This is a genomic window from Ensifer sp. ENS09 (assembly GCF_014852425.1).
Taxonomy (GTDB): Bacteria; Pseudomonadota; Alphaproteobacteria; order Rhizobiales; family Rhizobiaceae; genus Ensifer.
Genome location: NZ_JACVBP010000007.1, coordinates 26,519 through 45,899, shown reverse-complemented (window position 1 = coordinate 45,899; position 19,381 = coordinate 26,519). Strand labels below are relative to the sequence as shown.

At 63.9% G+C, this 19,381-nt stretch carries 15 protein-coding genes; 8 read left to right on the top strand and 7 right to left on the bottom strand.

Features of this window, described 5'->3' with window-relative positions; genetic code table 11:
* Nucleotides 1-208: 208 nt before the first annotated feature.
* The 4 genes from IB267_RS29035 to IB267_RS29020 all read right to left on the bottom strand — a co-directional run bounded on the left by IB267_RS29035 (nt 209) and on the right by IB267_RS29020 (nt 8,370).
* Nucleotides 209-4,387 carry a translocation/assembly module TamB domain-containing protein gene (locus IB267_RS29035; RefSeq protein ID WP_192450929.1) on the bottom strand — a complete coding sequence of 1,393 codons (4,179 nt, stop codon included), beginning with the start codon at nt 4,385-4,387 and terminating at the stop codon, nt 209-211.
* Nucleotides 4,388-4,490: 103 nt separating this feature from the next.
* A complete protein-coding gene (locus tag IB267_RS29030) occupies nt 4,491-6,404 on the bottom strand; it encodes an autotransporter assembly complex family protein (RefSeq protein ID WP_192450928.1) in 1,914 nt (637 codons plus the stop codon).
* A 264-nt stretch (nt 6,405-6,668) separates the two neighbouring features.
* Entirely contained in the window at nt 6,669-7,898 is a 1,230-nt protein-coding gene (locus IB267_RS29025) for an MFS transporter (protein WP_192450927.1), read from the bottom strand.
* Between the two features lie 214 nt (nt 7,899-8,112).
* A complete protein-coding gene (locus IB267_RS29020) occupies nt 8,113-8,370 on the bottom strand; it encodes a glycine zipper domain-containing protein (RefSeq protein ID WP_034802400.1) in 258 nt (85 codons plus the stop codon).
* Nucleotides 8,371-8,802: 432 nt separating this feature from the next.
* Here IB267_RS29020 and IB267_RS29015 point away from each other — a divergent pair, with 432 nt between their 5' ends.
* The 4 genes from IB267_RS29015 to hemA all read left to right on the top strand — a co-directional run bounded on the left by IB267_RS29015 (nt 8,803) and on the right by hemA (nt 14,089).
* Nucleotides 8,803-9,291, top strand: a complete 489-nt coding sequence (locus IB267_RS29015; RefSeq protein WP_192450926.1) for a (2Fe-2S)-binding protein — start codon at nt 8,803-8,805, stop codon at nt 9,289-9,291.
* A 100-nt stretch (nt 9,292-9,391) separates the two neighbouring features.
* Nucleotides 9,392-11,737: a xanthine dehydrogenase family protein molybdopterin-binding subunit gene (locus IB267_RS29010; protein ID WP_192450925.1), complete on the top strand. Its 2,346-nt coding sequence runs from the start codon at nt 9,392-9,394 to the stop codon at nt 11,735-11,737.
* Between the two features lie 11 nt (nt 11,738-11,748).
* Complete coding sequence (locus tag IB267_RS29005; protein ID WP_192450924.1) at nt 11,749-12,546, top strand: xanthine dehydrogenase family protein subunit M; 798 nt, start codon at nt 11,749-11,751, stop codon at nt 12,544-12,546.
* 328 nt (nt 12,547-12,874) lie between these two features.
* Nucleotides 12,875-14,089, top strand: a complete 1,215-nt coding sequence (gene hemA / locus IB267_RS29000) for a 5-aminolevulinate synthase (protein ID WP_043614792.1) — start codon at nt 12,875-12,877, stop codon at nt 14,087-14,089.
* Nucleotides 14,090-14,134: 45 nt separating this feature from the next.
* On the opposite strand, the gene dxr is transcribed toward hemA, so the two are convergent.
* Nucleotides 14,135-15,310, bottom strand: a complete 1,176-nt coding sequence (gene dxr / locus IB267_RS28995) for a 1-deoxy-D-xylulose-5-phosphate reductoisomerase (RefSeq protein ID WP_192450923.1) — start codon at nt 15,308-15,310, stop codon at nt 14,135-14,137.
* Nucleotides 15,311-15,518: 208 nt separating this feature from the next.
* Between dxr and IB267_RS28990 the strand changes: the two genes are divergently transcribed.
* The 3 genes from IB267_RS28990 (at nt 15,519) to IB267_RS28980 (ending at nt 17,043) form a co-directional block, all read left to right on the top strand.
* On the top strand, nt 15,519-16,241 hold the full coding sequence (locus tag IB267_RS28990) for an META domain-containing protein (RefSeq protein ID WP_192450922.1): 723 nt from the start codon (nt 15,519-15,521) through the stop codon (nt 16,239-16,241).
* Nucleotides 16,242-16,387: 146 nt separating this feature from the next.
* Nucleotides 16,388-16,549 carry a Thivi_2564 family membrane protein gene (locus IB267_RS28985; protein ID WP_089044368.1) on the top strand — a complete coding sequence of 54 codons (162 nt, stop codon included), beginning with the start codon at nt 16,388-16,390 and terminating at the stop codon, nt 16,547-16,549.
* Nucleotides 16,550-16,674: 125 nt separating this feature from the next.
* Nucleotides 16,675-17,043 carry a VOC family protein gene (locus IB267_RS28980; RefSeq protein ID WP_192450921.1) on the top strand — a complete coding sequence of 123 codons (369 nt, stop codon included), beginning with the start codon at nt 16,675-16,677 and terminating at the stop codon, nt 17,041-17,043.
* A 41-nt stretch (nt 17,044-17,084) separates the two neighbouring features.
* Here IB267_RS28980 and IB267_RS28975 read toward each other — a convergent pair whose 3' ends face one another.
* The gene (locus tag IB267_RS28975) at nt 17,085-17,354 is read right to left on the bottom strand and encodes a hypothetical protein (RefSeq protein WP_043614800.1); all 270 of its coding nucleotides are present in this window, start codon (nt 17,352-17,354) and stop codon (nt 17,085-17,087) included.
* Between the two features lie 284 nt (nt 17,355-17,638).
* Nucleotides 17,639-18,361, bottom strand: a complete 723-nt coding sequence (locus IB267_RS28970) for an SDR family NAD(P)-dependent oxidoreductase (protein ID WP_192450920.1) — start codon at nt 18,359-18,361, stop codon at nt 17,639-17,641.
* A gap of 112 nt (nt 18,362-18,473) precedes the next feature.
* Here IB267_RS28970 and IB267_RS28965 point away from each other — a divergent pair, with 112 nt between their 5' ends.
* Complete coding sequence (locus tag IB267_RS28965) at nt 18,474-19,376, top strand: LysR family transcriptional regulator (RefSeq protein WP_192450919.1); 903 nt, start codon at nt 18,474-18,476, stop codon at nt 19,374-19,376.
* Nucleotides 19,377-19,381 lie beyond the last annotated feature (5 nt).

The following is a 19,381-nucleotide window of genomic DNA, read 5'->3' as shown; positions in this document are numbered from 1 at the left end:
TCGTGCAGGAATGCGCGGCGGTTCTGCGCTGATGCCATGCAGCAGAGCCGAGCTTGAAGCACCACCGGCGCATTTGAAGGATTGCGGCAGACTTCGCCGTCGAGGCGATCTTCGTGAAGAGAGATGAGCCCGCGGATCGCGACCGGATCCGCGGGCTCCCTCATGCTCACTGCTGAGCAGGGCAGGCGTATTTTTCGCCGGGCGCCGCTCAATATTCCTTTTCGAAGAAGACACCGCCCGAGGCCGAACCGTCGCCGGCGGCCGAGCCTTTGAGCTTTACGCCCTTGCCGACATCGAGATTGATGACCGCCTTGCTGGAGGCGGAATCGGAGCCCTGCTGCAGTTCGATATAGGTGCGGTCGTTGAGATACTTGCCGGCGCGCACGGACGCACCGCCATTCTCGTCGGTGGTGACGTCGAGATCGTCGACGCCGAGTTTGTTGCGCAGGCCGTCGAGCAGCGACGTCGAGCCGCCGCCGGCCAACTGGCTGACGGCGGACGCAAGCTGGGCGATCTGGAAGGCCGAGAGGTTCGACAGCGACCGGTTGAAGATCAGCTGCGCCAGGATTTCATCCTGCGGCAGGGCCGGGGAGGACGAGAAGGCGATCTGCGGATTGTTGGCGAGGCCCGCCACCGAGACGGTGATGGTGGTCGCGCCGACGCTGGACGTCGCCTTCAGATCGAGCGTCGGGATCAGGTCGCCGCCAAAGCCGATATTGCCGTCGGTGAAGGTCAGGCGCTTGCCGAGGATTTCAAGCCGCCCGCGGCGCATCTCGAAGCCACCGGAAATGACCGGCTGCACCGCAGTGCCGCGGATCGTCAGGTCGCCGCCAAGTTCCGCGTCGATGCCGCGGCCGCGCACGAAGATCTGGTGCGCATTGACGCCGAGATCGAAGGCGATCACGCCGCTGGCATTGGCGCCGGCAGCCGGCACTTCGTCCTTGCGCAGGTCCTTGACCATCTTCTGCACCTTGGGCGGTGCATTCTTGTGCTTGATGTCAATCGCCGACAGCGAGGTCGGCAGCTTCTCGGGAATGGTGATCGAGGCCTTGCGGATCGTCACCTTGCCGCCGAGCGTCGGGGTCGCGACCAGGGGGCCGGTCAGCGTCATCTCGCCGGCGACATTGGCGTTGAACAGCGTGCCGTCGACGTAGGTCGCGTTGTTCAGCTTGATCTTCAGGTTGGCCGGGAAGCCTGAACCCGGCACGGTGCCGACGGTGCCGCTGGCTTCGACCGAGCCGCCGGTCGCGAGATTGGCCGAGAGCCTCGAGATCGTCGCCTGCTTGCCGTCGAGCGCGACATTGGCGGTCAGGTCGTTGAGCGCCAGGTTGCGGCGCACGTCGACGAGGCGCCCACCTGACGTGGCGATCGTGCCGGCGATCTGCGGCGCCTTGGCCGAGCCGGAAATCGCCACATCGACATTCGCCTGACCCGTCAGCGTGAAGCCCTTTTCCGCCATCAGGTTGGCGATGAGCGCGAAGGGGACGTTGCCATTGAACTTCATCGCGATCGGCATGTTGCCGCCGATATCGACATTGCCGCCGCCCTTGAAGGAAAGGCCGCCGGCGCCCGAAAGCGTCGTATCGAGCGTCACCTTGTTGTTGGCAAACTTGCCGTCCGCCGTCACGTCAAAAGCCGCAACGCCGGCCGTTCGCGCCGCTGCGAGCGAGGCGCCCGACCATTTGAGATCGTAGGCGACGACCGGTGCAGACGCGCCACCCTCGACATCGACGGTGCCGGCGATCGTACCCTCGGCGCCGAGATCCGGCGCAAAGGCGTTGACCAGTGCTGCGGGCAGGGCGTTGAGCTTCGCCGTGATGTCGAGCTTTTCGCCAGCGGTGCCGTTGACGGCGATCGTGCCTTTCGACGCCTGGATCGTCAGCGCGTTGAGACGGACGGTGCCGTTTTCGATGGCGATCACCGTCGGCTGCGCCAGTTTCAGGGCAATGCCTTTCGGCGTTGCGCCAAAGGATGTGAGGCGGATTTCCGTGCGGCCTTTGGAGCTGGCAAGGTCGCCCTTCACCGTCAGCGGTCCGCCGTCGTATTTGCCGTCGACGGAAAAGCCGGTGCGGCCGGCCTGTTGCTCGAAATCGACGGCGAGTCCGGAAACACGGTTTTCGCCCTGCGCCACGGTTTCGGCGCGGATGCTGCCCTTGACCGCAAGGACCGCAAGGTCCGCGATGGTGATGTCGGCGGTCGGCTTGGAAATCGTCAGCTGATCGCGCTTGATGCCGCTGCCGCCGGCCTTGACGACGACGGAGGTAATGCCGTTTGCGGTCTTGATGGCAGCGGAACCGTTGAGGTCGCCGGATGCCTTCTGCCCGGCCATGGCGGCAAGCAGGCCGAGATCAGGCAGGTCGAAGCTGATCGTGCCGTCCGGCTTGAAATCGGGGGTGAAGCTGATCGCCCCGGTCAGCTTGTTCTCGCCGATCCTGGCTTCGAGCACCGGGATTGCGGTCTGGCCGTCCTTCGAGACGACGTCGGCCTTGACGTCGATGGCCTGGCCGTCGAGCGCACCGGTTGCCGTCAGACTTGCCTGCGGGCTCGATGGGTTGGCCTTGGCGTCGGCCTTGACGTTGAGGTCGCTGAGCGTGCGCCCGGCCAATGTCGCGCCGCTTGAGGTCAGCTCGGCCTTGATGCCGAGTTCGGCGAGCGGGCCGGTCACGGCGGCAGTGAATTCGGCCTTGCCCTTGGCATCGTCAAGCACCTTGCCGAGATCGGGCAGTGTGCCCTTGAGATCGGCCGTCAGGTTGCTCTGTGCGAGCGCAACGGTGCCGGCCGCCTCGATCGTGCCCGACTTGAGCTCGATACCCTCCACGGTGACGCCGCCGTCGCTTGCCGTCTTCACCTCGCCCGAGAGTGCGATCGTGCCGTCGAACTTCGCTGCGGCTGCCGGCGGCAGCGCGCCTGGAACGGCAAAGAGCTTGAAGGCGGCGGAAACCGTATTCTCGTCGCGATAGAAGGCGCCGGTGAGCGAACCGCCAACGCCGGGGCTCTCGATCGTTACCGGATTGAAGGCGATGCTTTCCTTCGTCACGGACAGGTTGGCGTCGATCTTCATCGGCACCTGCACCAGGCGGGCGAGGTTTGCATCGTTGAAGCCGGCTTCGCCCACTTCGATTGCCGCCTTCACCAGACCGGATTGCGCCTGGACATTGAAGCCGTCGCTACGTGCCGAGAGCTTGACTGCGCCGAGCGCCACGTCCGGCAGCGCCACGGAGGTGACGTCTGCGGCGAGATCGAGGATCGCGGCTTGCGCGTCGCCGATGAGCGAGAAGTCGACGGAATTGATCTTGGCCTGCGCCTCACCCTTCTGCAGCGGCCAGCGGAAATCGACCGGGCCGTTGGTGCCGGCAAGCCTGGCCTTGAGGTTGTTCTCGCCCTTGCTGTCGTAGGTTCCAAAAGCGGCAAAGGAGAGCGCGCCGGTCGCCACATGAGCCTTGTCGACCTGCACCAGCCCCTGGTCGTTGAACGCGGCGGCGATGTCGATCCTGGTCTCACCCTCGAACATCGGGCGCAGCGCTGGCGGCATCAGCGAGCCGAAGCCGCCGCCACCGTCGACCGTCAGCCGGTGCATTCCGTCAGGCGTCTGGACGTGGCGACCGTCGAGCTTGAGAATTTTGCTGCCGTCGAGTGCTGCCGTAGCGCTGCCGCTCCAGTCGGAAAGCGGGCCTTCACCGGTCAGCTTGATGTTGACCGAAGGCTCGTTCGGGAGGCGAAGCAGCTTTGCCAGCACGCCGTTGTTCGGTTCGTCCACGGTCGCTTCAAGCTTCAGCTCGTTGCCCGCCGGATTGAAGACGATATCGGCGACCGCGCGTGCTTCCGGCCGGTCGCGCTGGGCGGCCGCAAGCTGAAGGGCGATGCTTTCGTTGGTCGCGTTCACCTTGCCGCTGGCGGTCAGGAACTGGTCCTCGCCGGCGATCGCCTTGCCGATGATGATCTCCTTGAGATCAATCGCGTCGATCTTGACGTCGACGGGAAGCGCAAAGGTCGAGCGGACTTCCTTGGTCTCGGAGGAGGGGATCGGCAGGCGCTCGACGCGGATCGAGCCGGCCGAGAGCGCTGCGGCTTCGAAGCGGAAGGAGAGGAGGGCGGCGGGCGACCAGTCGAGATTGACGTCGCGCACTTCGGCATAGATGCCCTCGCCATCGAACAGCGTGATGCTTCCGGCCGTGAACTTGCCGGTCAAAAGCGCGCTCGGATCGGCGATCCGCACGATCTGGTCGGGTGTTGCCGCATATTTCTCGATTGCCCAGGCGACGAGCCGGGCGCCGGGTGTGGTGAAGCCCACGAAGGCGACGAGAAGAAGGGCAACGATCGCAAGCACGCCAAGCACACGAAGGCCATAGCGCAGCGTCGCGCGAAGGAAACGGACGACCTGATTCATGATCTACCCATAACGCAAGTTGCGCGGCAGCGGAATCGCCGCGGGGAGAAACTATCGCGCAATGACGGCGATTTGCCGATTCCTGCGGGAGAAACGGCCTGGATCAGAAGGATTGGCCGATGCCGGCATAGATGCCGTATTTCGTTCCGTTCGGATATTTGTTGAGCGGTACGGCGAAGTCGAGGCGGATCGGGCCGAAGGGCGTGGCATAACGCAGGCCGATGCCGGCGCCGGCGCGAATGTCGGAGAAATCGGGTGTCGTCTTCGCCGAGACGGTACCTGCGTCGATGAAGGGCACGACGCCGATGGTGTCGGTGACCGCGATGCGGGCTTCGAGCGAGGCGTTGACATAGGAGCGCCCGCCGGTCTCGCGGTCGTCGGAATTGCGCGGGCCGATCTCCTGGTAGGAATAGCCGCGCACCGAGCCGCCACCGCCGAGATAGAAGCGACGGTTGGCCGGGATGTCCTCGAGCCCGCTGCCGCCGACGAGCACGCCCGCGCCGATCTTGCCGGCAAGCACGAAGCGCTTCTCGTCGCCGAGCGCATGGTAGCCGGACGCCGACGCTTCGAAGGACGAGAAGAAGGTCTGCCCCTTGATCTCGTAGCTCGGCTTGGCGTTGATCATCGCCCGATAGCCTTCGGTCGCGTTCAGCTTGTCGTTGCGGGTATCGCGAACATATTCGAGCGGGACCGCGGCCGTCAGATAGGAATTCGAGCCGAAGGCGTCGTCGATGTTGGCCCAGCTCAATTCGCCGCCGCCGGAGAAGGTGTCGGTCGGCGAGAGTTCGAAGGTCGCGCCGGCGGCACCCGTCAGGATCTTGGCGCGATAGGCGTCCGGGTCCTGGATGTTGGCCTTGAGGCTGGCGGTAAAGGTGGAGGCGGGACCGAAGGCGCCCGGCTTTGCAAAGAGAATGCCGACCGAATAGTCGAGCTTGTCGAGCTCCTTGGTCTCGCCGATGCGGTCGACCGAGCCCTCGATGCGCAGCGATTCGGCGCGGCCGAAAAGATTGCGGTGTCCCCAATAGCCCGAAAGCCCGAGGCCGTCGGTCGTCGAAACCTGGGCGCCGAAGCCGAAATACTTGTGCTTGCCTTCGGAGACCTCGATCTTCATCGGGATCGATCCATCAGGCGAAAGCGTGTTGGCTTCCTTGATGGTGACGCTCGAAAAGACGCCGAGCTGGCGCAGCCGCTCGGAGGCCTTGCGGATGTCCTCCGGCGAATAGGGACGGCCCTCGTTGAGGCGCGAATAGTCGCGCACGAAACCGGGATCGACGGTCTTCGTCCCGCCGACGGTGACCTCGCCGACCGGGGCGACGGGGCCGCCGCTGGCGCCGATGACGATGTCGACCGTTGAATTGGCGTGGTTGGCGACGGCGCTGCGTTCGGTGAGCTTGGCCATCGGCCGGCCCTGCTCACGCAGGTCGTTCACGACCTTTTCGCCGGCCTTGATGATAAGGGTGGAATCGGCGCGCGCGCCGGCGGGCAGGCCGTAATCGGCGGGACTGAAGCTGGCCGCGTCGCCTTCGAACCTGACGGAACCGACGTTGAAGACCGGGCCCGGCGTCACGGTGACGGTAACCGGGATAGGCTTGCCATCCGGGAAAGACGGATCCGGCGGCAGGCTGTCGATATCCTGGCCGTTGACGCGGATCGCGATGGTGCCGCCGTAGCGCGCCTTTTCGTAGAGTGCGGCCAACAGCCGGTCGCGGTCGTCGCGGGCCCGGATGGCGAGCCCAAGATCGCCGGAGACCGGCTTTTCCTGGCCCTGCACGAGCTGCGAGCTGTTTTCCAGCGCTTCCTTCAGTTCGTCGTCGTCGGTGCCGGCGTCGAAGGTGAGGGTATAGTTGACCGGGTCGATGACCGGCGCTTCTTCCTCGTCGCTCTCGAAAAACTTCATGCCGAAGAGCTTGAAGGCATAGGCCTTCTCGGCGGAAAGCGGGCCGAGCGCGCACGTAAAGGCAACAGCAAGCGCAGTCGCTGCCTTCCAGTACGCAATACTCGACCGTGGTGGGGACATTCGCTTCCGCATCCCGTCTTCAGGCGACCCAATACAAACTGCCTGCTTATGCGGCCGGGTCACTATTGCATGCCTAAGGTTTTCCATCTGTTAACGATGACGATCCGTTGCATCCACCCCTCATGCCGAGATTCGGTGTCGATTTCGTCGAAAAAGCGCGGAAATGTTGTCGGCGCAGCACAACCGCCGGATCTGCGGTGCCGGCAACTAGGTACGCGCCCGGCCTTCGCCGGAGCCGCGGGCCTCGCCCGAGGTGCCATATTGCTAGGCTGCCTCGGGCAGTTCCCGCAGCTGCGGCACAGCGGAAGCGATGATCACCAGGAACTGAACCAGGAAGCCGACGGCTGCGACGGCAAGGCATGCCTCGACGCCGAAGCGCGTGGCAACGACGGCGCCGAGCGCCGCGCCGATCGGCCGTGCGCCGAAGGTGGCGGTGGTGATGAAGGCCGAGACGCGCCCGAGCATCGCATTGGGCGTGACGGCCTGTCGCAAGGTGAGGGTGGCGATCGACCAGAGCACCGGGCCGGCGCCGAACAGGAAGAAGCTGAGGCCGGCGAGGAGGCCGGAGGGAACCCAGATGGTGGAGAGCATGACGGCCGCGGCAGTCAGCCCGCCCAGCGGGCCAAGGGCGATCATCACGCCGAAAGGGATATGGCGCGCAATGGCGGGTGCTGCGAAGGCGCCGATCATCATGCCGGCGCCATAGATGCCAAGCGTGATGCCGACGCCGGTCGCCGTCAGCCCGAGGGTCTGAATGGCATAGGCGACATAGACCGCCTGCAGCACGAACCAGGCCGTGTTGAAGACGATGGCGGTCACCAGAATGGGCCTCAACAGCGCGTGGTCGGCAAGGAAACGGGCACCTTCGGCGAGATCCTGGAGAAGCTTGCGCTTGGGGCTGCTCGGCTGGTGGTGATCACCAAGGCCGGCGAGCAGGACGACGGAGAGAAGGGACAGGGATGTGGCGGCGACATAGGCGAGCGACGCGCCCGTCCATGCGACGAACGCGCCGCCGATCGCCGGCCCGCCGGAATAGGCGAGGCTGCGGGCAAGCTCCATCCAGCGGTTGGCATCAGCCAGTTGCGCACGCGGAACGATTGCCGGGATCAGGGCAGGTGCGGCGACATTGTAGCAGACCGTGCCGATGGCGCCGACGAAGCCCATGACGGCCAGCAACGGCAGCGACAGCAGTCCGCTGAGCATGAGCAACAGCGTGGCGACCAGCGACAGCGCGCGCAGCATTTCCGAGCTGACCATGAGGCCGCGCCGCGATGCGCGGTCGGCAATGAGGCCGGCTGGAATCGAGAGCAGCAGGAATGGCAGCGTCTGCGCCATCTGCAGCCAGCCGGTTTCCGCAGGGCCTGCGGCGAGCAGAAGCACGGCGGCCAGAGGAGCGGCGGCCAGCGCCATCTGCTCTGAAAATTGCGCAAGGAGGTTGGACCAGCCGATCCGCTTGAAGGCCGGGGGAAGGGGTGTGTTTTCTGGTTTCGACATGGGAAGCCTCGATCATGATAGGTCGAGGCCACGAAACGGAATTGCGTGACGCAGAGCCACCCGGTTTGCGCGCGCCCTGTAATTTTAGTCCGGCGTGCATCATTTTTCTCGCTGCCTGCTGCAACGAAAAACCCCCTCAGGGCGATTGCCATGAGGGGGAACCATTCCGTCGACGCGCTTGCGCGACGCCGAGGGACGATCTTCTTGCTGCGCCTTAGCGCGGGCAGGAGTCGATGTAGCGGCGGCCATAGCGGTCGCGGTAGTAGCACTGGCCTGGCTGTTCGGTGACGTTGCCGATGACCGCGCCGGATACGCCGCCGATGGCCGCGCCGACCGCTGCGCCACGGACGTCGCCGGTGACAGCGCCGCCGATGATCGCGCCGGAAACGGCACCGATGCCGGCGCCTTTTTCCGTCTGGGTGCAGCTTGCGACCGCCAGGGCGACCAGCACAAGTGCGATGGCTTTCTTCATGTTGTTCTCTCCGATCTCTACGGATCTCAAGCCTTGCGCTCAGTCCGTCCCGTGGATGATGGCGGAGCCGGGAACATCCCGCTCCACCTGAACTTGCGGTTCGGAAAATACGCGGTCCCCATCGAAAGTCTACGGGAGCGCTGCGGTTTCTTCCTGGCGGCAAGATAATGATATCGTTCCTGAACGGGACATGAAGGCTCAGTTCCCCGCGATACAACCGGGGTAGAAAAATTTTATCGTCCGGCGGGCGGGGGCGGTTGCGGCATTCCAAAAAAAAGACAAATGATACAAACAAGCCTGCAAAATCCGGAGGAGCGGATCCGTGGGCGAAGGGCATCGATATCAGTTGGCGCGTACCTTAGTCGCGTGAACCATCTCACCCGACTTTCCGGCCGCGCTCGTGTTGGCATTGACCGACCCCGGAGGAGCGAAATGGCGAAAGTAACAATGACGGTCAACGGCCGTCAGGTGAGCGGTCATTGCGACGACCGCACATTGCTGGTGCAATTCATACGCGAAAATCTTGGACTGACCGGCACCCATGTCGGCTGCGACACCTCGCAGTGCGGCACCTGCGTCATCCATATGGACGGAAAATCGGTCAAGAGCTGTTCCATCCTCGCCGTCCAGGCGGCAGGCTCCACGATCACCACCATCGAAGGCTTGGCGGCCGACGGCGAGCTGCATCCGGTGCAGGCGGCCTTCAAGGCCAATCACGGCCTGCAATGCGGCTTCTGTACGCCCGGCATGGTGATGACAGCCGTCGACATGATCCGCAGGCACCAGGGCCAGCTGGACGAAGCGACGGTGCGCGCCGAACTCGAAGGCAACATCTGTCGCTGCACCGGTTACCACAACATCGTGAAAGCGATCCTTGCCGCCGCCGCCGAGATGAGCGGCGCCCGCGTGGCCGCAGAATAGCGGTAGATCGAGGGGCGGGACCTCGCCCCTGACGCATGTCACCCAGAACCGACGCATGGCCGTCGGGACTGTCGCTGGATATCTCGGGAGGAGATAGGCAATGGGCGTTGAAGGCATTGGCGCGCGCGTGGCGCGCAAGGAGGACAAGCGGTTCCTGACCGGCAAGGGCCGCTATACGGACGACATGTCCGTGCCGGGAATGAAATATGCAGTCTTCGTGCGCAGCCCGCACGCGCATGCGAAGATCGTGAAGATAGACGCGTCGGCGGCCAAGGGCATGCCGGGTGTGATCGGCGTGCTCGACGGCAAGCAGCTGCTCGCCGACGGTATCGGCAACCTGATCTGCGGCTGGATGATCCATTCCAAGGACGGATCGCCGATGAAGATGGGCGCCTGGCGGCCGCTCGCGCACGAGACCGTGCGCTATGTCGGCGATGCCGTGGCGATCGTCGTTGCCGACAGCGTCGCCGAGGCGCGTGACGCGGCCGAGGCCGTTGTCGTCGAGTACCAGGAGCTTGCCGTCGTCATCGATGCGTCGAAGGCGCTGGAGGCGGGACAGCCGCAGCTTCATCCGGAAGCGCCTGGTAATCTGATCTTCGACTGGCAGATCGGCGACGAGGCGGCAACCGACAAGGCGATCGGCGCTGCAGCGCATGTCACCGAGATCGCCATCCACAACAACCGGCTCTCGCCCAACCCGATGGAGCCGCGCGCGGCCCTCGGCATCTACGACGCCGGCGACGATCACTACACCTGCTACACGACCAGCCAGAACCCGCATGTGGCCCGGCTGGTGATGAGCGCCTTCTATAATGTCGCGCCGGAAAACAAGCTGAGGGTGATCGCGCCCGATGTCGGCGGTGGCTTCGGCTCGAAGATCTACATCTATCCGGAGGAGATCGTCTGCCTCTGGGCGTCGAAGCGCACCGGCGTGCCGGTCAAATGGACGTCGGATCGCACCGAAGCGTTCCTCACCGATGCGCATGGCCGCGACCATGTGTCGAAGGTGAAGATGGCCTTCGACGCCAACAACCGCATCATCGGGCTGAAGGTCGACACGGTCGCCAATCTCGGCGCCTATATGTCGCTGTTCTCGTCGGCGGTGCCGACCTATCTCTATGCGACGCTGCTGTCGGGGCAGTACGATATCCCTGCGATCCACGCGAATGTGCGCACGGTCTACACCAACACGGCGCCGGTCGACGCCTATCGTGGTGCCGGGCGGCCGGAGGCGACCTATCTCCTGGAGCGCACGATGGAGACGGCCGCGCGCGAACTCGGCGTCTCGCCTGCCGAATTGCGGCGGGTCAATTTCATCCGCTCCTTCCCGCACCAGACGCCTGTGATCATGAACTATGACGCCGGCGACTATGACGCTTCGCTCGAAGCGGCGATGAAGGCGGCCGACTGGAACGGCTTTGCCGCCCGCAAGGCGGAAGCGGCCGGTCGGGGCATGAAGCGCGGCATAGGTATGAGCTGCTACATCGAGGCCTGCGGCATCGCGCCGTCGGCAGCCGTGGGGTCGCTCGGCGCCGGCGTCGGCCTTTGGGAATCGGCCGAGGTGCGCGTCAATGCCGTCGGCACGATCGAGGTGCTCACCGGTTCGCACAGCCATGGCCAGGGCCACGAGACGACCTTTGCCCAGCTTGTCGCCGACCGCTTCGGCGTGCCGCTCGACAGCGTCAACATCGTGCATGGCGACACCGACAAGGTGCAGATGGGCATGGGCACCTATGGCTCGCGCTCCGGTGCCGTCGGCATGTCGGCTGTCGTCAAGGCGCTCGACAAGGTCGAAGCCAAAGCGAAGAAGATCGCCGCCCATCTGATGGAGGCTGACGAGAGCGACATCGTCATCGAGAACGGCGAGCTGAAGGTCGCCGGCACCGACAAGGCGGTGCCCTGGTTCCAGATGGCGCTCGCCGCCTATACCGCCCACAATCTGCCTGCCGGCATGGAGCCGGGGCTGAAGGAAGGGGCCTTCTACGACCCGGCCAACTTCACCTTCCCGGCCGGCTGCTACATCTGCGAGGTAGAGGTCGATCCGGAAACGGGCCGGACCAAGATCATCCAGTTCGTCGCCGCCGACGACTTCGGCAACATCATCAACCCGATGATCGTCGAGGGACAGGTGCATGGCGGGCTGGCGCAGGGCATCGGCCAAGCGCTGCTCGAAGGCGTGCACTACGATGCCTCGGGCCAACTGCTGACGGCGAGCTACATGGACTACGCCATGCCGCGCGCCGACGACCTGCCGTCGTTCCAGGTCTCGACCTCGAACACGCCGTGCCCGAACAATCCGTTGGGCATCAAGGGCTGCGGCGAGGCGGGCGCGATCGGCTCGCCACCGGCGCTGATCAACGCCATCACCGACGCCATCGGCAACAACGCGCTCACCATGCCGGCGACACCACACAAGGTGTGGGCGGCGGCAAACGCGGCCAACTGAGGAGGACACTCATGTACGAGACCCAATATCACCGGGCGTCCTCGGTTCAGGACGCCATCAGCCGAATGGAAGCGGCCGGCGAAGGCAAATATGTCTCCGGCGGCATGACGCTGATCCCGACGATGAAACAGCGGCTGGCGTCGCCGAGCGACCTGATCGACCTTCGCCATATCGCTGAAATGCAGGGCATCTCGGTCAACGGCCGATCGGTGCGGATCGGGGCTGCGACCACCCATTACGAGGTGGCGTCGTCGGCAGCGCTCAAAGCCGTCTGTCCGGCAATCTGCAGCCTTGCCAGCCATATCGGCGACCCGCATGTGCGGCACATGGGCACGATCGGCGGGTCGATCGCCAACAACGACCCGGCCGCCGACTATCCGGCGGCGATGCTCGGGCTGGGGGCGACGATCGTCACCAACCGGCGGGAGATCGCGGCCGACGATTTCTTCACCGGCTTGTTCGAAACGGCGCTGGAAGACAGCGAGATCGTCGTCGCCGTTACCTTCGATGCGCCTGCCAAGGCCGCCTACCAGAAGTTCGCCAACCCGGCCTCGCGTTACGCCATGACCGGTGTCTTCGTCGCCAAGCGCGACAATGGCGGGGTCCGGGTCGCGGTCACCGGTGCGGGCGCAGACGGCGTTTTCCGTCAAGCGGAGATGGAGGCCGCACTTTCCGCCAACTGGTCGCCGGACGCGCTCGCTGGCATCAATGTCAGTGCGTCGGACCTGCTCTCCGACCTTCACGCGGATGCGGCCTATCGCGCCAACCTGGTGAAGGTCATGGCCAAACGGGCCGTGGCAGCGGCATGACCGGCCTTCGCCGCCACACAAACAGCGAAAAAGGGCGGCCTCGGCCGTCCTTTTTTCATCCTTGCTTGACTTCGATCAAGCTTGACGTGATGAACATCCACTAAGGCTTTCTTTGGAATGTTTCAAAACTAGGGCTGTTCCCGTTGAAACGGTTTCAGTGAAAGCAGCGAAGATGCTCAGGCTCAAAAATGCTAGATCATCTCGGATGCACTCGCTGGGCAGGCAGCGCTTCAAGGGCCTTTTGCCGCAGTTGGCAGATGCCGGGCATTCCGAGGTTGACCCCAGGTCGCTTTGATTGAAGAAAAGCGTCCGGGCACTGGAGAAAATGATGGATTTCGAAAATTTCTTTAAGAACGAGCTGGACGGGCTGCATCAGGAAGGCCGCTACCGGGTTTTCGCAGACCTCGCCCGTCATCGCGGCCAATTCCCGAAGGCCGCGCGCCACACGGCTCAGGGCGTTCAGGACGTCACCGTCTGGTGTTCGAACGACTATCTCGGCATGGGCCAGCATTCCGTCGTCACCGAGGCGATGAAGCGCGCCATCGACGAATGCGGCGCCGGCGCCGGCGGCACCCGCAACATCTCCGGTACCAACCATTACCACGTCCTGCTTGAGCGCGAGCTCGCGGACCTGCACGGCAAGGAATCGGCGCTTCTGTTCACCTCGGGCTACGTGTCCAACTGGGCAGCGCTCGGCACGCTCTGTTCGAAGATTCCTGGCGTCATCGTCTTCTCGGACGCCGGGAATCACGCTTCGATGATCGAGGGGATCCGTCACTCCAAGTGCGAACGCGTCATCTTCAAACACAATTCGGTCGCTGACCTCGAAGCCAAGCTCGCCGCAGCCGATCCGCGCGCGCCGAAGCTCATTGCCTTCGAGTCCGTCTACTCCATGGACGGCGACATCGCGCCGATCAAGGAATTCTGCGACCTCGCCGACAAGTACGGCGCCATGACCTATCTCGACGAAGTGCATGCCGTCGGCATGTACGGTCCGCGCGGCGGCGGCATTGCCGAGCGCGAAGGCCTGATGCACCGCCTGACGGTCATCGAAGGCACGCTCGGCAAGGCCTTCGGCGTCATGGGCGGCTACATCACCGGCTCGGCAGCACTTTGCGATTTCATCCGCTCGTTCGCATCCGGCTTCATCTTCACGACGGCACTGCCGCCGACGCTCGCCGCCGGCGCGCTCGCCTCGATCCGTCACTTGAAGGAAAGCCAGGTCGAGCGCTTCGCGCACCAGGAGCGCGTGCGTCGTCTGCGCTCGCTGCTCGACCAGCGCGGCATTCCGCACATGCCGAACCCGAGCCATATCGTGCCGGTCATGGTGGGCGATGCCGCTAAGTGCAAGTGGATCTCCGACCTCTTGCTCGACAACTTCGGCGTCTACGTCCAGCCGATCAACTATCCGACGGTGCCGAAGAAGACCGAGCGCCTGCGCATTACGCCCACGCCGCTGCATTCGGACGCCGACATTGATCACCTCGTCGGCGCGCTGCATTCGCTGTGGTCGCGCTGTGCGCTGGCTCGCGCGGTCGCGTAAGGCCATTTTTGCCGGCGCCATGCGCGCCGGTTGGAAAGCTCCGAACTACTGAAGCAGCCCGGCCGCCAAGTGTCGGGCTTTTTCGTCGGCGGCAAAGACGTCGTCCATCGTTGCGGCGGCCGGCAGGTCCGCGAGCTTGTCCATCACCTTTTCGACGATCTCGGCCATGGCGAGAAAGCCGGTGCGGCCGGCGATGAAGGCGTCGAGCGCCGTTTCCTTGGCACCATTGAGCACCGCGCCCTGCACGCCACCTTCGATCATTGCCCGGCGGGCAAGCCGGATCGCCGGGAAGCGCACTTCGTCCGGTGCCTCGAAATCGAGGCGCGACAGCTTGGCGAAATCGAGCCGCTCGATCGGTAGGCTGCAGCGGCTCGGATAGGAGAGCGCATAACCGATGGCGGTGCGCATGTCCGGGCAGCCGAGCTGGGCCAGCACCGATCCGTCGGTGTAGCCGACCATCGAGTGGATGACCGACTGCGGGTGCACGATCACTTCGACCTGCTCGGGCTTGAGCGCGAAGAGGTGCTTCGCCTCGATCATCTCCAGCGCCTTGTTGAACATGGAAGCGCTGTCGATCGAGATCTTCAGGCCCATCGACCAGTTGGGGTGGGCGCGCGCGACGTCCGCCGTCACATGCCGCATCTCCTCAAGCGACTTGGTGCGGAAGGGGCCGCCCGAAGCCGTCAGGATGATGCGCTCGACCGCGTGGCGCTGATGCTCTTCCAGCACCTGGAAGATGGCGTTGTGTTCGCTGTCGACCGGAAGCAGCCGACCACCGCCTTTTTTCACCGCATCGATGAACAGACTGCCGGCCGAAACCAGGCACTCCTTGTTGGCGAGCGCGATGTCGGCGCCGCGGCGGGCGGCAGCAAGCGTCGGGGCGAGGCCGGCATTGCCCACGATCGCGGCCATCACCCAATCAGCATTGCGCTCGGCCGCCTCGATAAGGCCGCTCTTGCCGGCGGCAACTTGGATGCCGGTGCCGACGAGCGCTGCCTTCAGGTTTTCATACTGGCTGTCGTTGGCGGTGACGGCGAGTTCGGCGCCGGCCTTCACGGCCTGCTCGGCAAGCAGGGGAATGTTGCCGTTGCCGGTGACTGCGACGACATCGAAGTGCTCGCGGCCGCCAAGGCGCTCGATGACGTCGAGCGTGTTGGTGCCGATCGAGCCGGTCGAGCCGAGGATCGTCAGTCGGCGCTTCGCACTGTCGCGGGATGCCATGCCAATACCCATGTTCTTCTTTTCGGACGGGATGCCCGGCTGAGCCTTGGCCGCGGGCGCATGATCTGCACGAGATCGATCCGAGTTTTTTATGTTGTTTGCTAGGCTCTACAGGCGAAATCCGCCGGCAACAAGGGCGCGGTCTTCATTCCGTCTCGTCCGCGGGCTAAGAATCAGGTGTCTTGAGTCGGGGCCGAAGGAGTTCGAGATGCTGAAAGTCATGACCGCCGTTTCCTGCGCCTGCGTGGCGATCGAGATGGCCTCGATGCAGCCGGTTGCGGCCGAGAACGTGCCGCAGCAGCTCGTCGGCACCTGGCTTGCCGAGGACATCGGTGGCGGCGGGGTCATCGACAATCTGCAGTCGACACTGGAGATCCGCGAAGACGGCACCTATGGCGGCATGGCTGGCTGCAACCATTTCACCGGAACCTTCAGCCTCTCGGGCTCCAAGGTCACCTTCGGTCCCGCCGCCACGACGCGCAAGATGTGCGTGCCGGCGGTGATGACCCAGGAGCAGAAGTTCCTGGAAGCGCTGCGTTCAGAGCTTTCCTGGTCGGTGGAAGGATCGAAGCTCGTGCTTGGCAACGCCGGTGGTGGCACCGCCGTGAAGCTGGCATCGATGACGGCAGCGTCGGAAGGCTCCGACGTGACGATCCGCATTCCGGGAGCCGACACGGTCGATCGGCAATCGGTCCGCTATGATTGCGGTGGCAAGGCGATCGAGGCGGAGTACATCAACGCGGGCCCGGTTTCACTGGTGACCTTCACCATCGACGGCACGTTCGTCGTTGCATCCAACGTGATTGCCGCGTCCGGGGCCAAATATGCCGGCGGACAATATGTCTGGTGGACGAAGGGCGAGGAGGCGACGCTTTTCGACGCGACGAAAGGTGACCAGGATCAGGGCATCGCCTGCAAGCCGGCGTCCTGACGAGGCGCCGCTTGTTCCTCCCGCTCTTGCCAGACCTTTATCGCGACCGGTGGAAGAAGTTGTGGTGAAAGTCGGAACTTTTGCCCTCGCTTCATAGTTACAATCCCGGCGCTGTCGCGCTGTTGTTGTGAAAAGGGAGTTGATCCATGGGGCTGCTTATCGGAATCCTGATTACGTTCCTCGTCATCGTGCTGGTGCTCTATCTCGTCCAGCGGCTGCCGCTCGACGCGCGTGCCAAGCAGATCGTGCAGATCATCGTCATCATCATCGGCATCATCTCTCTGTTGAAATACCTGGCCGTCTTCTGACGTGCCGCCTTCCAGCCAAAGGCCGCCGGATCGCAAGACCCGGCGGCCTTTGGCTGTCTGGTCGATGCTGACAGGATCTGACAGCGGTAGCGCCTAGGGTCGGGCATCGAAAGGGAGACCCGACGATGCTGTCACCGAACCTCATCCTGTTCTATGTCGAAGACCCGGCAGAAAGCGCCGCGTTCTATACCGGCCTCTTTGGACGCGAACCCGTTGCCTCCTTCCCGACCTATGTGGCCTTCGAACTCGATAACGGGCTGACGTTCAGTCTCTGGTCCACCGGTGCGCGGGATTTCGTCTCGTCCGGTACCGGCCATCGCTCGGAAATCGCCTTCATGGTCAAGGACGATGCTGAGGTCGAGCGCCTTTATGCGGAGTGGCGCAGCAAAGGGATCACGATCGAGCAGGAGCTGAAGACGGCGGTCTTCGGCCGCACCTTCGTGGCGCTTGATCCCGATGGTCATCGCCTGCGCGTATGCAGGCCCGATGATTGAAATCATCAGGTTTCGGTGGACCGAACGCGGAACAGCAGCGCTTATTGCGCGGCGGTCGGCGCTCTGCGATCAAGGATAGCCTGGAACAGGGCGGCCTGATGCTCGGTCGCGGCGCGGATTGCGCTGAGCTGCCGCAACATCGAGCCAAAGGCCGCGAGAAGGATGCCGCTCAGGATCGCACTCAAAGCCCAGGGAAGCACGACCAGCGCTCGAAGCTGCGCCGTTGCCGGATCGGTAGCGAGCAGCGCGATCGCAGCGGCCAGTGCGGCCAGGATGATGACGATGCCGATGATTTGCAGAAGTTTACCCATGGTGTCCTCCCGTCATGCGCGCACCGTCAGGCAGACTGCATCTCCTGTCAAGCAGGCGGCTTCGGCAAGGCAATCTTGCGATCATGACTGAGGGAGCAAAAACCGGCCCAACAAAAAAGGCCGGGGCAAACCCGACCTTCCTCATCACCTTCCGTCGATGCCAGTTCATCCGTGGTCACCAGGAAGATGTGAGTGTTGTTTAGCTGGGGTTGGTGACAGGCGCATGACGTCAGCGCGTTTCTTTTCCCCTTCGCTGCTCTGCGCCAGCGGCGGGCGCTATCGCTTTACCATTTGCCCAGATGCGCGCCGCCGTCGACGTTCAGCACCTCCCCGGTGATGCGCGGCGCCCGGGTCAGGAACAGGACGGCATCCACGATCTCTTCGACGCTGGAGATGCTGTGCATCGGCGAAAGCGTGTTGAGGAAATCCCGCGGATTGTCCTTGTGAAGCGGCGTGTCGACGACACCGGGCGCGACGACGTTGACGCGAATTCCGTCCCTTGCGTATTCCATGGCGATGTTCTTCGAGATGGCGTTGATGCCGCCCTTGGTCAGCATGGCGACCGAAGCGTTCATGCCTGCGATCGGGCGATCGGCAAGCGGCGTCGTGATGCTGACGATGCTGCCGCCTCTTTTCTGCGAAAGCATCTGCTTGATCACAAGCTGGGTCGTGTGGAGGAATCCCTCCATGTTGGTGGCGCTCAGCTGCCGGTAGTCGTCAGTGGTGTAGTCGACGAAGGGTTTGGTGAAGAAGATGCCGGCATTGTTGACCAGCGCGTCGATCGAGCCGAAGCGGTCGATCGCCGTTTCGACCACGCGTTTCGCCGTCTCCGGATCGGCGATATCGCCGTCGACCCGCGCCAGCCGGTCCGATTCGGTGATTTCGCGCGATCGGCTGACAGTGCGCGAGGTTGCGACGACGCTATAGCCCTCTGCCAGAAAAGCGTTTGCGAGGCCCGCGCCGATGCCCTGGGATGCACCGGTGATGATGGCGACTTTGTTTGTCATCTGATCTCTCCGTGGTTGGACGGTTTCGGTGAGATCAATATGGCTGCCGCCGGATTGTGCGATTAGACGGAAATATCTGGAATTACTTTTCCAATGGTGCAAAAATCATCGCATGGTCGATCTGAACGATATCGCGGTCTTTGCCGCCGTGGCCCAATTCGAGAGTTTCAGCCGGGCGGCACGTTCGCTCGGCATGCCGGTCTCCACCGTCAGCCGCAAGGTCACGGCGCTCGAGGCGCAACTGGGCGTCACGCTCATTCAGCGCACGACGCGCAAGCTCAGTCTCACGGCGCAGGGGCGCGCCTATTATGCGGAATGTGGCGAACCGCTGAAGCAGCTTCGCGATGCCGAGCGGGTGCTGAGCGAGGCGCAGAGAAGGCCGGAGGGGTTACTGCGGGTCACCGTTCCCATGACCCTCGGGCAGCCGCCCTTCTTCGATTTCCTGTCCGCATTCATGAGGTCCTATCCCGAGATCGAGGTTGATCTGCTCGTCACCAACATGTTCATGGACCTCGTTGCCGAAAATATCGACGTCGCGGTGCGTTTCGGTGAATTGCGGGATTCGTCGCTTGTCGCGCAGCGCTTGGGCCGAAGCACACACTTCCTGGTGGCCGCGCCCGACTATCTCGACCAACATGGCACCCCATCGCGCCCCGAAGACCTGAGCGGCCATCGCTGCGTTCTGGTCAATGCCCGCGGCAACGAGGCAGAATGGCATCTGGTCAAAGGTGGCGAAACGGCCAGCCTGCGTGTGAGCGGAGCGGTGTCGGTCCATGACATCCAGTCGGCGAGCGCCATGACCGAGCGTGGCCACGGCATCGGACGGCTGCCGCCGATCTTCTGCGACAGCCTGCTTGCGAGCGGCAAGCTCGTGCGCGTGCTTCCGGGATGGTCGGCGCCGGATGTTTTCGTGCACGCGGTCTATCCGACACGGCGCTTCCTGCCATCACGGCTGCAGGTGTTTCTGCAGGAACTCAAAGCCTGGCGCGGCCCGGCGTGGCAGCCGCTTCGGTGAGCATG

Coding starts and splice junctions, on each gene's coding strand:
- IB267_RS29035 (WP_192450929.1), bottom strand. CDS start 4,387: ATGAATCAGGTCGTCCGTTTCCTTCGCGCGACGCTGCGCTATGGCCTT.
- IB267_RS29030 (WP_192450928.1), bottom strand. CDS start 6,404: ATGTCCCCACCACGGTCGAGTATTGCGTACTGGAAGGCAGCGACTGCG.
- IB267_RS29025 (WP_192450927.1), bottom strand. CDS start 7,898: ATGTCGAAACCAGAAAACACACCCCTTCCCCCGGCCTTCAAGCGGATC.
- IB267_RS29020 (WP_034802400.1), bottom strand. CDS start 8,370: ATGAAGAAAGCCATCGCACTTGTGCTGGTCGCCCTGGCGGTCGCAAGC.
- IB267_RS29015 (WP_192450926.1), top strand. CDS start 8,803: ATGGCGAAAGTAACAATGACGGTCAACGGCCGTCAGGTGAGCGGTCAT.
- IB267_RS29010 (WP_192450925.1), top strand. CDS start 9,392: ATGGGCGTTGAAGGCATTGGCGCGCGCGTGGCGCGCAAGGAGGACAAG.
- IB267_RS29005 (WP_192450924.1), top strand. CDS start 11,749: ATGTACGAGACCCAATATCACCGGGCGTCCTCGGTTCAGGACGCCATC.
- hemA (WP_043614792.1), top strand. CDS start 12,875: ATGGATTTCGAAAATTTCTTTAAGAACGAGCTGGACGGGCTGCATCAG.
- dxr (WP_192450923.1), bottom strand. CDS start 15,310: ATGGCATCCCGCGACAGTGCGAAGCGCCGACTGACGATCCTCGGCTCG.
- IB267_RS28990 (WP_192450922.1), top strand. CDS start 15,519: ATGCTGAAAGTCATGACCGCCGTTTCCTGCGCCTGCGTGGCGATCGAG.
- IB267_RS28985 (WP_089044368.1), top strand. CDS start 16,388: ATGGGGCTGCTTATCGGAATCCTGATTACGTTCCTCGTCATCGTGCTG.
- IB267_RS28980 (WP_192450921.1), top strand. CDS start 16,675: ATGCTGTCACCGAACCTCATCCTGTTCTATGTCGAAGACCCGGCAGAA.
- IB267_RS28975 (WP_043614800.1), bottom strand. CDS start 17,354: ATGGGTAAACTTCTGCAAATCATCGGCATCGTCATCATCCTGGCCGCA.
- IB267_RS28970 (WP_192450920.1), bottom strand. CDS start 18,361: ATGACAAACAAAGTCGCCATCATCACCGGTGCATCCCAGGGCATCGGC.
- IB267_RS28965 (WP_192450919.1), top strand. CDS start 18,474: ATGGTCGATCTGAACGATATCGCGGTCTTTGCCGCCGTGGCCCAATTC.